Origin of the sequence: Vibrio plantisponsor, from assembly GCF_013041605.1 — a bacterium.
GTDB lineage: Bacteria > Pseudomonadota > Gammaproteobacteria > Enterobacterales > Vibrionaceae > Vibrio > Vibrio plantisponsor.
The window spans coordinates 367835-380873 of the sequence record NZ_JABEQC010000001.1 but is presented as its reverse complement, the minus strand read 5'-3'; the positions used below and the strand labels follow the sequence as shown (position 1 = coordinate 380873).

12 protein-coding genes are annotated in these 13039 nt (G+C 44.2%); 9 read left to right on the top strand and 3 right to left on the bottom strand.

Going from position 1 to position 13039, the window contains the following annotated elements; all coding sequences use genetic code 11:
• Positions 1-876, top strand: coding sequence for an NAD(P)-dependent oxidoreductase (locus HKI82_RS01840; RefSeq protein ID WP_171137026.1), 876 nt, complete (start codon positions 1-3; stop codon positions 874-876).
• Positions 877-1007: 131 nt separating this feature from the next.
• Here HKI82_RS01840 and HKI82_RS01835 read toward each other — a convergent pair whose 3' ends face one another.
• Together HKI82_RS01835 and HKI82_RS01830 are read right to left on the bottom strand one after the other, a co-directional pair.
• A complete protein-coding gene (locus tag HKI82_RS01835) occupies positions 1008-2894 on the bottom strand; it encodes a methyl-accepting chemotaxis protein (RefSeq protein WP_171137025.1) in 1887 nt (628 codons plus the stop codon).
• 162 nt (positions 2895-3056) lie between these two features.
• Entirely contained in the window at positions 3057-4718 is a 1662-nt protein-coding gene (locus tag HKI82_RS01830) for a methyl-accepting chemotaxis protein (protein WP_171137024.1), read from the bottom strand.
• A gap of 655 nt (positions 4719-5373) precedes the next feature.
• Between HKI82_RS01830 and cyoA the strand changes: the two genes are divergently transcribed.
• Genes cyoA through cyoE form a run of 5 tightly spaced genes read left to right on the top strand, consistent with a single transcriptional unit; the run spans position 5374 to position 10107 of the window.
• Positions 5374-6288: a ubiquinol oxidase subunit II gene (cyoA, locus tag HKI82_RS01825; RefSeq protein WP_171137023.1), complete on the top strand. Its 915-nt coding sequence runs from the start codon at positions 5374-5376 to the stop codon at positions 6286-6288.
• Positions 6289-6294: 6 nt separating this feature from the next.
• On the top strand, positions 6295-8337 hold the full coding sequence (cyoB, locus tag HKI82_RS01820; protein WP_171137022.1) for a cytochrome o ubiquinol oxidase subunit I: 2043 nt from the start codon (positions 6295-6297) through the stop codon (positions 8335-8337).
• Positions 8327-8920, top strand: coding sequence for a cytochrome o ubiquinol oxidase subunit III (gene cyoC / locus HKI82_RS01815; protein WP_042479560.1), 594 nt, complete (start codon positions 8327-8329; stop codon positions 8918-8920). The genes cyoB and cyoC overlap by 11 nt, the downstream gene beginning before the upstream one ends.
• Positions 8920-9234, top strand: a complete 315-nt coding sequence (gene cyoD / locus HKI82_RS01810; protein ID WP_042479562.1) for a cytochrome o ubiquinol oxidase subunit IV — start codon at positions 8920-8922, stop codon at positions 9232-9234. The genes cyoC and cyoD overlap by 1 nt, the downstream gene beginning before the upstream one ends.
• A 6-nt stretch (positions 9235-9240) precedes the next feature.
• A complete protein-coding gene (gene cyoE / locus HKI82_RS01805; protein WP_171137021.1) occupies positions 9241-10107 on the top strand; it encodes a heme o synthase in 867 nt (288 codons plus the stop codon).
• Between the two features lie 64 nt (positions 10108-10171).
• Here cyoE and HKI82_RS01800 read toward each other — a convergent pair whose 3' ends face one another.
• Positions 10172-10666 carry a GNAT family N-acetyltransferase gene (locus tag HKI82_RS01800; RefSeq protein WP_171137020.1) on the bottom strand — a complete coding sequence of 165 codons (495 nt, stop codon included), beginning with the start codon at positions 10664-10666 and terminating at the stop codon, positions 10172-10174.
• Between the two features lie 198 nt (positions 10667-10864).
• Between HKI82_RS01800 and yhfZ the strand changes: the two genes are divergently transcribed.
• From yhfZ to HKI82_RS01785, 3 genes are read left to right on the top strand one after another with little or no spacing between them, the layout of a single operon-like run.
• Complete coding sequence (gene yhfZ, locus HKI82_RS01795) at positions 10865-11755, top strand: GntR family transcriptional regulator YhfZ (RefSeq protein WP_206361792.1); 891 nt, start codon at positions 10865-10867, stop codon at positions 11753-11755.
• 26 nt (positions 11756-11781) lie between these two features.
• The gene (locus HKI82_RS01790) at positions 11782-12159 is read left to right on the top strand and encodes a hypothetical protein (RefSeq protein WP_171137019.1); all 378 of its coding nucleotides are present in this window, start codon (positions 11782-11784) and stop codon (positions 12157-12159) included.
• Entirely contained in the window at positions 12153-13031 is an 879-nt protein-coding gene (locus HKI82_RS01785) for a phosphotriesterase family protein (protein ID WP_240956626.1), read from the top strand. The genes HKI82_RS01790 and HKI82_RS01785 overlap by 7 nt, the downstream gene beginning before the upstream one ends.
• The last annotated feature ends 8 nt before the right edge of the window (positions 13032-13039 follow it).

Here is a 13039-nt window from a genome sequence, read left to right as displayed (position 1 = left end):
ATGAAAGTCAGTTTTATTGGTTTAGGTGTTATGGGCTATCCCATGGCTGGTCACTTAGTCAAAGCAGGATTTGACGTTACCGTTTTTAACCGCACAGAAGCAAAAGCAAAAGCTTGGGCGGAGCAACATGGTGGAGCTTATCGCTCAACAGTAGCTGAGTGTGTGAAAGATGCGGATGTGGTTTTGCTTTGTGTGGGTAACGACGACGACGTTCGTAGTATGACCACCAGCGAAACCGGCGCGTTGGCATTTATGAAATCCGGCTCTGTTCTAGTAGACCATACAACAACATCTGCACTCCTTGCTGAGGAGCTCTCAGAAGCCGCTCAGGCTGTTGGAGTACGCTTTATGGACGCTCCTGTGTCTGGTGGTCAAGCTGGCGCAGAGAATGGCGTTCTGACGATTATGTGCGGTGGTGAGCCAAAGGTTTTCGATTATCTTCAGCCTGTATTTAATGCGTATGGTCGTTCTTCTGTTCTAATGGGCAAAGTAGGGCAGGGACAACGCGCTAAAATGGTTAACCAGATCTGCATTGCTGGCGCGTTGACAGGTATTTCTGAAGGTTTGATTCTGGCTGAAAAAGCTGGCCTTGATATTGAAACTCTCGTCGCGTGTTTGAAAAACGGTGCGGCAGGATCTTGGCAAATGGAAAACCGTGCTGTAACCATGTCGCAGAATAAGTTCGACTTCGGTTTTGCTATTGATTGGATGATCAAAGATCTCGGTTTCTGTCTTGATGAAGCGAAACGTCAAGGCGTGGCTTTACCTATGACGCAAAAAACGATTGAGTCCTATCAGTCTCTATCTGAACAAGGTGAGGGTCGCATGGATACCTCTATTTTGATCAAAGCGATTAAGAAAAAAGCTGAGCTTTAATTTCTTACTCTATAGAGTGTTGATAGACTGATAGACACCGTTTTGTAGAAGACAGACGGTGTTAAAGAACAAATGAAAAGCCGCGCCTCAGAAATGGGTGCGGCTTTTGTCTCTCACAACACTAACAATGTTTAACTGAGTTTAAATGTTGCTACTTTCGCTCTGAGTTCATCGGCTTGATTTCTCAGCTCATTCGATTGGCTTAAGCTCTCTTCTGACCCGACAACAAGTTGATCTGTCACATCCTTGATTGACGTGACATTTTGTGTGATTTCGCTGGTCACATGGGTCTGCTCTTCTGCCGCTGTTGCGATTTGAGTCGCCATATCACTGATGAGAGCGACGGCAGTTTTGATCTCTTCTAACGCAACCGTTGCCTTATCAGCATCCTCTACAGAATTTCTAGCGAGTTCAGAGCTGCTTTCCATTAAATTTACGGCTTGTTTGGTCGTCTCTTGCAAAGTTTCAATCGTTGCTTTGATTTCTTCGGTTGAGGTGTGAGTTCGCTGTGATAAAACACGAACTTCATCAGCAACCACCGCAAATCCACGACCTTGTTCGCCAGCACGAGCCGCTTCAATTGCAGCGTTAAGAGCCAATAAGTTGGTTTGCTCTGCAATACCTTGAATCGTTGCGAGAACAGTTGAGATCTCAAGAGCATGCTTATTGAGCGCTGAAATAACTGTGCTTGCTTCGCTCACTGAGTTGGCCAGATTGCTGATCGATCCTTTTGTTTGAATCACCAAATCATGTCCATTGTTTGTACTCATCGCTGAATCTTGTGCCGCATGAGCGGTTTGCTCAGCATGGGACGCTATTTCCTGTGTCGCTGACGCCATCTCTGTGACTGCGGTTGCCACCATTACCACTTCCTGATGCTGATGGTTCAGTTCAGACGCAGATTGATTGGCTCTATGTGCGCCATGTTCCGACTGTTCGGAGAGGTGTTGCGCCTGTAGGCGAATATGCTCGATTAACTGTCTTAAGCTTTCGACGAATGTATTGAAGTTATTCGCTAGGGTTCCGACTTCATCGTTATTTTCAACTTCAATACGCTGAGTTAAATCGCCGCTACCATTTGCGATTTGTGCCAGTGCGTTTGAAACGTTATTCAACGGACGGAACAGAACGTTACACAATAGGTTGAACAAGACGGTACAGAGAATGACGACAATAGCGGTTACAAGCAACTGCCCCAAAATAGCGTCATACAAAGGTGCTACCAGCGATTCGTAGTTAATCACTGTTACTGTTGTCAAACGGGTGTTATTTATATTTCTCGCGTAAAGCACATAGCTTTCACCTGCCACTGAAATAGTAAGATCGGTCTGGCTGGAAACCGCTTTTTTAATGTCAGCGAAGTCGATGCCTAATTCAGAGACATTTTTATTCAATAGCTTAGTATCAGTGTGTGTAAATATGTTGCCTTGCTCGTTGGCAATAAACATATAGCCGTCGCCGGGTAATATGACCTGCTTAATGTTGTTGATAATATCCGTGATTTCTACATCTGCTCCCAATACAACTTGTTGACCATGCAAGTTCAAAGCTTTGCCGAGAGACACAACATTCGCACCAGTCGCTGCTGCGGTTGTTGGGTTATCCATAAACACTTTGGCAGGATTCGCTTTTGCATTGATGTACCAGCCCCATTTTCGAGGATCGTCATTGCCAGGTGGTAGTTTTACATCGTTGGCATTTTTCTGAGAGCCATCTGGATATGCCAAGAAAACGTTGTCAAAACCTGCAGAGTCACGAACTTGTTTTAGGTGAGTGACAATGTCTTCTTCTTTTGATTCGTTTGATAGCGCTGTCAGTGCTCGTTCTTTTGAGATAAGCCAGTCATTCACATACTGGTTATACGAAGTAGTCGTACTTTGTAGGCGCTGCTCCACTTCAATATCGAGTCGCTTAAGAGCTGCATTGTAGGATAATGCTTCTACCAATACGCCACCGAGGATGATGGCGATACTGGCAGAGATTGCCAGTTTGTTTTTCAAAGACAAATTTTTGAACATGGGCAGGCCTTTATGATGTTTGTGTGTTCGTTAGAGAGGTGTGTACTGTCTAAGTACAGAAAAGAAATAGTACAGAAAAGAAATGTGCGTTGATAATCGAACCGCCGCCCATTTCTTACCTCTCTTAAGTTTTTCAAAGTCGTTGTTTACAGTGTAAATTACTCACACCTTAAATCTTGCTACCAGATCGTAAAGCTCATGTGCTCTTTCATTCAGGCTCTGGCTGCCTTGTCGGTTTTCGTTTGCCAGACTTGCAGATTCACTACTTTGATCGGAGATAACAACAATACGTTGTGAGATTTCTTGACCAACGATGCTTTGCTCTTCTGTTGCGGTCGCGATCAAGGAGTTCATATCCATAATCGTACTGATGGATTGCTGAATTTTCTCCAGAGCTTTTGCTGCTGCATTGGCTTCATTTACCGCTGCTTCACTTCGGCTTTGACTTGAGTCCATGGCATGCACCGCAGCATCGGAAGCGGTTTTTAGCTGATTGATAACCGCATGGATTTCACCCGTACTTTGTTGAGTTCTGCTGGCTAGTTTACGCACTTCATCAGCAACAACGGCAAAGCCTCGACCCTGGTCACCCGCTCTTGCCGCTTCTATTGCAGCATTGAGCGCCAGTAAGTTGGTTTGTTCTGCAATGTCCTGAATGACTTCCAGAGACATTGAAATATTCTTCACATCCCCTTCGAGTTTAGAAATAACATTGCTCGCTTGCGAGACTTCCTCCGCTAATGCCTGTACAGATTGCGCTGCAGAATCTACGATTTCGTGCGCCGATATTGCATTGTCATCAGCATCTTTAGCTGACTGTGCGGCTTGGATAGCATTGTTTGAAATTTCATTGGCGGTCGTGGTCATTTCTGTCATTGCGGTGGCAACTTGTTCTGTTTCTCCGCGTTGATTGGTGGCTAAGTCATCGACCTGAGCTGCGCGTTGTGTCATCAGGTTCGTTTCATCGACCACTTGTCTTCCCACCTGATTTACTCGTTTAATGATTTCTTGCAGGCTACCAACAAAAGCATTGAAGTTGGTACTAAGAGAGGCGAATTCTGGTACGGTAAACTTCTCCATTCGTGCTGTGAGATCGGCATCGCCACTGGCGAATGAGCGAATCGAAGCATCGAATAGTTCAATCGGGCGCATTATGGTGCGATTGAAGAACAGAGTAAACACACCGACAACAAGTATGATAACGGCCGTTACAGTCGCTAAGCTCCATAAGCTTTGCATTAGTTCATCATTTGCCCGCTTATCCATAATCGCAATTTCAGCATCGATATCATCGGTGTAAAAGCCGGTGCCTATCATTAGGTCCCATTGCGGGATGTAAACGGAATAGCTCAACTTAGGTAAAGGTGTCGATTCTCCCGGTTTTGGGAAGTAGTAAGTGGTGAAATCACCGGTTTTAGAGTTGCGAATGAGATCCTGAACCAGATAGTTGCCTTGAGCATCCTGTAATGTCCAGAAATTCTCACCGATACCAGCGCTGCTTTTCCCAAGCAATAATCGAGTCCCTTTTGAATCATAACCAAACAGATATCCGTTTTGACCGAATTGAACTTCTTTAAGGATTTCTAACGCCTGTTCTAAAGAAGCGTTGCTTTTCTTCAATGGGATTAAAGCTGAGTCTGCAATTTGTAAGTAGGACTTCAGCTCCGTTTTTTTCATCGCCATCATAGAGTTACTTGTCGATTCCATTTGATGTTTATTCAAACTGCTCGATTGAGTAAAACTCACAAACATCATGCTGGCAGCGATCAGTAATAGTGGAACAATAGACAGAATATAAAGTCGAGAACGAATAGTTAAGTTCATGGCCACATCCTTTTTAGTCAAAGACCATAACAACTGGCTTTTTTAGTTGTTAATGTTGTTATCAATAAGATTAGTTCAGAAGTTGCAGAAACTCTGTACTGGAAGATGAAAGCTTGGGTGTATTCATCGGCATTCTTGCTTGAGGTCTTGAAGTTTTTGCAACTACAACGAGGAGTTACATTCCTAGCGCTACTCGTATAACGGCCCTCAGCAAAAAAACAACGGTGTCAATACATAGATAAAAATTAAAAAAAATAGCGGGTAATTTATCTGTTCAATAGGTCGGTTTATTGATTTAGATCAACAAATGCTTTGTCTCAGTATTACAACAAGTTAAGGTTATTAACCTTTGTTTGTAAGTGGTTAATTTTGAAGGCTAATTTCATTTTTGGAAGGTTAGATTTCATTTTGCTGCACTTTGAATGCCGTTTCTATGTAAGCATAATGCGCCGGATGTAACCAAATGTTTCCTTTTGTAACTTTTACGTTGATGAGTTTTGATAGGTGTGAATGGCTTTTCAAAGATTTGTCTGGGTTAAAGATACAGCAGTGCTTTTGTTACACGCTCAACACAATAAAACTCATATAAATTCATACGGATTCTTAAAGTGCCAACTTTTGCTAAGGAATTCCGTAAACATAATCGAGAAAGTCAATGGAAGCCTCAAGATATAAAAGCATCTTGTCGCGAGTGGGATTGTTTTGTGCAATTTTGCTCCTGTCTGGATGTCAGTCTGCTTTGCTGGATCCCAAGGGCCTAGTAGGAGTGCGTGAGAAAGAGTTGATCATTACCTCTCTTCTCTTGATGTTGATTGTTGTTATCCCTGTGATTTTAATGACAATTTACTTCGCCTATAAGTACCGTGCTAGCAATACCGACGTTGAATATGCTCCTGAGTGGTCTCACTCAACTAAGATCGAATTGGTTGTTTGGACGATTCCAATCATCATCATTGCGATTTTGGCTGTGATTACTTGGCGTTCAACTCACGAGCTAGAACCGTCTGTGCCGCTGAAAAGTGATATCAAACCCGTCACGATTGAAGTGGTTTCACTGGATTGGAAATGGTTGTTCATCTACCCAGAACAAAAAATCGCTACGGTTAACTACGTTGCCTTCCCTAAAGATGTTCCTGTGACGTTCAAAATTACGTCGGACAACATCATGAACTCTTTCTTCATTCCTCGTTTAGGCAGTCAAATTTACGCTATGCCAGGCATGGTGACACGTCTACATCTGATTGCGAACCATGAGGGAGAGTACAAAGGTATATCGTCAAGTTATAGCGGCGAAGGCTTTTCACACATGAAATTTGTCGCCAATGCACTACCTGACGAGCAAAGCTTTGAAGAGTGGGTTAGTGAAGTGAAAAAGCAGCCATCCATGCTACACGCTTTCAGTGATTACCAAGCGCTTGCTGAGCCAAGTGAAAACGTTCCGGTGACTTACTACTCTCACATCCCACAAGACTTATTCGAGTCGGTTGTTATGCAACACATGGGCTCACTCAATATGAGTGAAGGAGAGACACAACACAGTCACATGGACATGGCAGAACATAAAGGGTAACAGACGATGTTTGGAAGACTTACTTTAGACTCCATTCCATACCATGAGCCAATTATCATGATCACGCTTGCTGTGATTGCGATCGTTGGCCTTGCTGTTGTTACGGCTATTACTCGCATGGGTAAATGGCAGTATCTTTGGAATGAGTGGTTTACATCGGTAGACCATAAAAAGCTTGGCTTTATGTATATTGCTGCAGCGATGATCATGCTACTTCGTGGTTTTGCAGATGCAGTGATGATGCGTAGCCAACAGCTACTTTCATCAGCGGGTGAAGCAGGTTATCTGCCTCAGCACCACTATGATCAAATCTTTACCGCGCATGGCGTGATCATGATTTTCTTTGTGGCAATGCCGCTCGTCATTGGTTTGATGAACATTATTGTCCCACTGCAAATCGGTGCTCGCGATGTTGCGTATCCGTTTTTAAACAACCTCAGTTTTTGGTTGTTTGTTGTAGGTATTATCCTGACCAATATGTCTCTGGCTGTGGGTGAGTTTGGCCGTACTGGTTGGCTTGCGTATCCGCCGCTTTCTGGCATTGATGCCAGTCCGGGAGTAGGGGTCGATTACTGGATTTGGGCGCTGCAAATATCCGGTGTGGGCACGACGTTATCAGGTGTGAACTTCTTCGCGACCATTCTACGTATGCGTACACCAAGCATGCCATTGATGAAGATGCCAGTGTTCACTTGGGCTTCGCTGTGTTCAAACATCCTGATCATTATTTCTTTCCCAATTTTAACGGTGACCATCGCGCTGCTAACGCTTGATCGTTACTTGGGTATGCACTTCTTCACCAATGACATGGGCGGCAACATGATGATGTATGTCAACCTGATTTGGGCATGGGGTCACCCAGAGGTTTACATCCTTGTACTACCTGTATTCGGAGTGTTCTCAGAAGTGACGGCAACCTTCTCTCGTAAGAAACTGTTTGGCTACACGTCACTGGTTTGGGCAACGATCGTTATTACCATCCTTGCTTTCGTTGTATGGCTACATCACTTCTTCACTATGGGTGGCGGTGCGAACGTTAACGCTTTCTTTGGTATCGCAACCATGATCATCTCAATTCCAACAGGGGTTAAGATTTTCAACTGGTTGTTCACCATGTACAAAGGCCGTATTACGTTTACCACTCCTATGATGTGGACGGTTGGCTTCCTGATCTCATTCACGATTGGTGGCATGACAGGCGTACTGATGGCCGTTCCGGGTGCAGACTTCGTATTGCATAACTCAGTATTCCTAATTGCGCACTTCCATAACGTCATCATCGGTGGTGTGGTATTTGGTTGCTTTGCGGCAATTACATACTGGTTCCCGAAAGCAACAGGATTCATGCTTGATGAGACTTGGGGCAAACGCGCTTACTGGTGTTGGATTACAGGTTTCATCCTAGCGTTCCTGCCACTTTACGCGCTGGGCTTCATGGGTATGACTCGTCGTATCAGCCAAAATCTCGATCCAGAATTCTTCCCACTCCTTGCAGTGGCAGCATTCGGTACTGCAATTATTGCTGTTGGCGTACTGTGTCAGTTCATCCAGTTCTACGTAAGTATCCGTGACCGTCACCTTAACCCAGATGTGACTGGCGACCCGTGGGATGGCCGTACGTTTGAGTGGGCGACATCTTCTCCACCTCCGTTCTATAACTTCGCTGTGATTCCAAAAGGCGATGAGCTAGATGCATTCTGGTACCAAAAAGAACGTGGTGAGCACGACATCAACAAAGAAGTGGACTATCAACCAATCCATATGCCGAAGAACACTCCGACAGGTATGTACATTTCAGCATTTGCATTGATTTTTGGCTTCGCGATGATTTGGTACATCTGGTGGCTGGCAGCAGTAAGCTTCGTTGGTATCGTTGTGACTGCAATTAAGCACAGCTTTAACGAAGACATTGACTACTACGTACAACCAGAAGAGATTCGAGCGATTGAAGAGGCTCACCGTCTGCGTGTAGCACAAGCGAAAGGTCAAGTTACTGGTCAACAGCAAGACGACAACGATAACGATATGGAGGTGACTTATGCACGCTAATACTCATGATGCACATGATCACCACGATACCGGTGGTCTGAAACTGTTTGGTTTCTGGATTTACCTGATGAGCGACTGTGTACTGTTTGCGAGCTTATTCGCAACGTACGCAGTACTAGCAAACGCTACAGCCGGTGGACCAGACGCAAAAGAGCTATTTGAACTGCCATTCGTGTTTGTTGAAACCATGATGCTGCTATTCAGTAGTATTACCTTCGGTTTCGGCATGATTGCGATGAAGCGCAAAGACATTGCGGCTCTTAAACGTTGGTTAGCGATTACTTTCGTTCTCGGTGCTGGCTTTATTGCGATGGAGCTGTACGAGTTCCACCACTTGATCGCTGAAGGCGCAAGCCCTCAACGCAGCGCGTTCCTATCTGCGTTCTTCACGCTAGTTGGTACACACGGTCTACACGTGAGCTTTGGTTTGATCTGGTTGGCAGTGTGCTACTGGCAGCTATCAACCAAAGGCTTGAACGACATGATGGAAACTCGCTTTAACTGCTTGAGCTTGTTCTGGCACTTCCTCGATATCGTTTGGATCTGTGTATTTACCATCGTTTACCTAGTGGGGGTTATGTAATGAGCAACCAACATTTAGATAGCGCGAAGAGCGACTACGTAAAAGGTTTTATTGCGTCACTGATACTGACCATTATTCCGTTTTACTTTGTTGCGACTCAAAGTCTGCCAAAAGACATCACATACGCAATCCTGTTTGGGTGTGCGGTGATTCAGGTGATTGTTCATTTCATCTACTTCCTACACATGGAAATTAAGACTGATGAAGGTAAGTGGAACTTTGTTTCACTGATGTTCACCGTATTGGTTGTTTTGATACTGATTGTCGGGTCTATCTGGATCATGTGGAACCTTAACGTCAACATGTCGATGTAGGTTGAAATGATCAGAGGTTACCTATCAATCACTAAGCCGGGGATTATCATCGGCAATTTGATCTCTGTTGCTGCGGGGTATTTCCTCGCAGCTAAATCAGAAGCTGCGGATGGATTATTACTGTTGTGCACCTTAGCGGGTGTGGCAATGGTGATCGCATCAGGTTGCGTGGTGAACAATATTTTCGATCGCGATATTGATTTGAAAATGGACAGAACACGTGGACGTTTACTGGCTCAGGGTGACATCAACATTGATCATGCGTTCGTTTTTGCCATTGTACTGCTGTTAGCGGGAACAGCTTTGCTCTATAGCATGGCAAATCCTTTATCAGCTGTGGTGGTGCTATTGGGTTACGTGTTCTACGTATTCTTTTACACCATGTGGTACAAACGCAACTCAGTGTATGGAACTCTGGTCGGCAGCGTATCTGGGGCCGTCCCTCCATTGGTCGGCTACCTTGCGGTGACAAACTACATCAGCTTGGAAGCAGTTTTGCTGTTTGCATTGTTCTGTTTATGGCAGATGCCGCATTCCTACGCGATTGCCATGTTTCGCATGCAAGACTACAAAAATGCAGGAATCCCAGTGTTGCCTGTCGTGTCTGGTATCGAAAAGGCTCGTAAACACATGATCGCGTATGTGGTTTCGTTCAACCTTGTGGCGTTAGCCCTGTTCCTGCTTGGAAATGGTGGTTATGAATACTTGGTTGTCGCTGCAGGTGTATGTTTCATGTGGACACAAGTGACCTTTAAGAAAGTCACTGAAGAAAACTATGTTGAATGGTCAAAATCCGTATTCAAAGTATCGCTACTGGTTGTCATGGGCATCAGTACCGTGCTCGGAATAGAGCTTATTCCACTCTCAATTTAAGTTTTTCTATTTAGAAAACCCGTCACAAGCTCAAAGGCACCTTTTAAGGTGCCTTTTCTTTTGGTTATAGCATTTTGATAAAGTATTTCACCGGCATGTTTTGGTATTCTCCAGAGCCGCATGGCTTGAAACCTAGTTTTCCGAGAATATGTTGAGATTGCGAATGGCTCGATTCTGTAAACGCATAGATTCTTGTATAGCCAGCTTCTTTTGCGTATGACATTACCGCTTTACTGGCCTCAGTAGCATAGCCATTTCCTCTGGCTGAGGTCTTGAGTCGGTAGCCGTGCTCGACGACTTGTTTGTTTTGATAGGTAAAACTCTCAATTCCACAATAACCAATTAGCTCGCCGCTAGAACGCTCAATGACACAAAACTTACCAACCCCTTTTTCTGGGAATGCGTCCACCAGCTGTTGAAAGCGGATTTCTGCTTGTTCTGCGGTCATTGCACCATTTGGAGAAAAAGCCATAAATTCGGCATCTTGCAGCAGTGGCAACATCAACTCACGGTCTTGAGGGTGAAACTTTCTTAGCTCTAAACGTTCGGTTTGGATCATCCTTCTTTCCTTAGCGGTTAAGTTTATCCTTTAGATAACTATATGAAATTAAATGTTTTAGGTTTTTTATACGTTAGTGGTGGTTGTTTAATAAACAAGTTTTTACTGACCTAATTCACACTTTTATCTTCTTGTTATATCTAAATTGAAAATTGCTCACTAATATATCTTCAAAATATTGAAGATATATTAGTGACTATGCAATACATCAGCCGAGAAGGTTCTGCCGTAATTAATGTTGCCAAGTATTTATTGTCAACACGCGTCGGCGATAGGGTAAAAACCATCGATGCTTTATCCACAGAGTATGGCGTTTCCATTGGATTTATTCAAAAGGCACTGACCACGATTGAAGAGCATGAAGCGGTGCACCTTCGTCGCCAGGGGCGTAATGGAACGATTATCGAGTCGCTGAATGAATCAAAACTTGTTCAGCTTGCAGGTATTGTTCACATGGTGTGCGCAATGCCACTTCCGTATACCAAGCATTACGAAGGGCTCGCGAGTGGTATTAAGGCGCAAATGAATACACTACCAGTGTTTTTTGCTCATATGCGCGGAGCGAATGTTCGTGCGGAGTGCTTGAAATCGGGGAAATACGATATTGCGATTATGTCTCGTTTAGCGGCGAATGAGTACGCTGACGGGTTAGTTACCGCATTAGATTTGGGGCCTAATTCTTACTCAAACCCTCACCGACTGATTTTCCGTCAGGGGGAGTATGAACAAATCCGAAGAGTAGGCGTCGACTTTGATTCTCCAGACCAAAAAGTGCTTACAGAACTGGCATTTGCGGGAAAAGATATTGAGTTAGTTGAAATTCGATACAGTGAAGGTATTAACCTTCTGAAAAACAAAACAATTGATGCAGTGGTGTGGTTGCCTGAAGCAACTGACATGGTGCAACTTAAGCTGGAAGAGAAATCGCTGGATCAGTTTGAAGAGTGTCAGCATGCGTCTGAAGCTGTAATGCTGGTGAATAACGATAGCCCGCATATCCGGATATTGTTGCGTAAGTTACTAAATATACAGGCTCTTCGACAGCATCAACAAGCCGTGATAGATGGAGACATTTATCCCAATTATTAGGTTTATAGGCCTTAGGTGGTATCCCTATGGAACAGAGATTATTACTGCTAAAACAGAGCAATGTGATCAGCGAAAGGAGTTATCAAGCCACGCTTAAAGCTCTGCCGTTGCTAGAGGCTCGTTTTGGTGTTGATGAAGGCAATCAGCAATACCAGATGTTAGTGACTCATATGGCAAGGGCTGCGGACAGAGTGCTCAATGGTGAACAAGTTGAGGAATGTCTTGATGATGAAGTTTGGCTGGATATTGAGCAAGACGAGCAGTTCAGTGAGTTGCTGGAACTCAATTCTCAACTATTGGAATTGTATGGCATTGATGAAGCGAATCAGGCGGAAACCCGTTTTCTGATCAGTAACTTGTTTGCGCTGAGTTATGCTGCTCCAGATGAGGCACAGTTATGTTGATCGATCCTACGGGTTACACCTATTGCCATGAACATCTTCATATTGATCTTTCTGCGGTGAAACAGGAATTGGATTGTCGCCTCGATCACTATGAAAAAATTGCTGATGAAATGCGTGAACTGAAACAGTTGGGCGTCTCTAACATTATTGAAGTAACCAACTCTTTTATGGGAAGAAATCCTCAATTTATTGAAGATTTAATCAAGGAAAGCGGCGTTAATGTCTTACTTTCAACAGGTTACTACATAGAAGGCTTTTTCCCTCCAGAAGTTGAGAATGAAACGGCTCAGCAGTTAGCCAATCGAATGATTGCAGAACTGGAAGTTGGGCTAGGGGAAAGTCAGCTCAAAGCCAGTGTAATTGGTGAAGTGGGTAGTAGTGAAAACACCTTTACTCCCCTTGAACAGAAAGTGTTTGAAGCTGCTGTGATCGCTCATAAAGAAACGGGAAGACCGATATCAACCCATCAGTCGATGAGTACCATGGGGCGTGAGCAAGTCACTTTCTTCCTTAAACACCAAGTCAATTTAGAACGAGTCACGATCGGGCATTGTGACTTGAAAAGTAACTTAACTGAGATCTTATGGATGATTGACCAGGGCTGTTATGTACAGTTCGACACCATAGGCAAGAACAGTTACTTCCCCGATGAACAACGGATAGCCATGCTGGTGGAATTATCAAAGCGTGGCCTCCTAGAGCGAGTGATGCTCTCGATGGACATTACTCGCCGCTCTCACTTAAAAGCCAATGGTGGCCTTGGCTTCAGTTACTTGATTACTGATTTTTTACCAAGGCTTCGTGTCGCTGGCATTAATGAGAATGAAATAGACATCATGATGAAACAAAACCCATACCAATTATTCAAATAGGCACGATT

Bases quoted from the DNA above. Each gene is read 5' to 3' on its own strand.
- HKI82_RS01840 (WP_171137026.1), top strand. From the start codon at position 1: ATGAAAGTCAGTTTTATTGGTTTAGGTGTTATGGGCTATCCCATGGCT.
- HKI82_RS01835 (WP_171137025.1), bottom strand. From the start codon at position 2,894: ATGTTCAAAAATTTGTCTTTGAAAAACAAACTGGCAATCTCTGCCAGT.
- HKI82_RS01830 (WP_171137024.1), bottom strand. From the start codon at position 4,718: ATGAACTTAACTATTCGTTCTCGACTTTATATTCTGTCTATTGTTCCA.
- cyoA (WP_171137023.1), top strand. From the start codon at position 5,374: ATGGAAGCCTCAAGATATAAAAGCATCTTGTCGCGAGTGGGATTGTTT.
- cyoB (WP_171137022.1), top strand. From the start codon at position 6,295: ATGTTTGGAAGACTTACTTTAGACTCCATTCCATACCATGAGCCAATT.
- cyoC (WP_042479560.1), top strand. From the start codon at position 8,327: ATGCACGCTAATACTCATGATGCACATGATCACCACGATACCGGTGGT.
- cyoD (WP_042479562.1), top strand. From the start codon at position 8,920: ATGAGCAACCAACATTTAGATAGCGCGAAGAGCGACTACGTAAAAGGT.
- cyoE (WP_171137021.1), top strand. From the start codon at position 9,241: ATGATCAGAGGTTACCTATCAATCACTAAGCCGGGGATTATCATCGGC.
- HKI82_RS01800 (WP_171137020.1), bottom strand. From the start codon at position 10,666: ATGATCCAAACCGAACGTTTAGAGCTAAGAAAGTTTCACCCTCAAGAC.
- yhfZ (WP_206361792.1), top strand. From the start codon at position 10,865: ATGCAATACATCAGCCGAGAAGGTTCTGCCGTAATTAATGTTGCCAAG.
- HKI82_RS01790 (WP_171137019.1), top strand. From the start codon at position 11,782: ATGGAACAGAGATTATTACTGCTAAAACAGAGCAATGTGATCAGCGAA.
- HKI82_RS01785 (WP_240956626.1), top strand. From the start codon at position 12,153: ATGTTGATCGATCCTACGGGTTACACCTATTGCCATGAACATCTTCAT.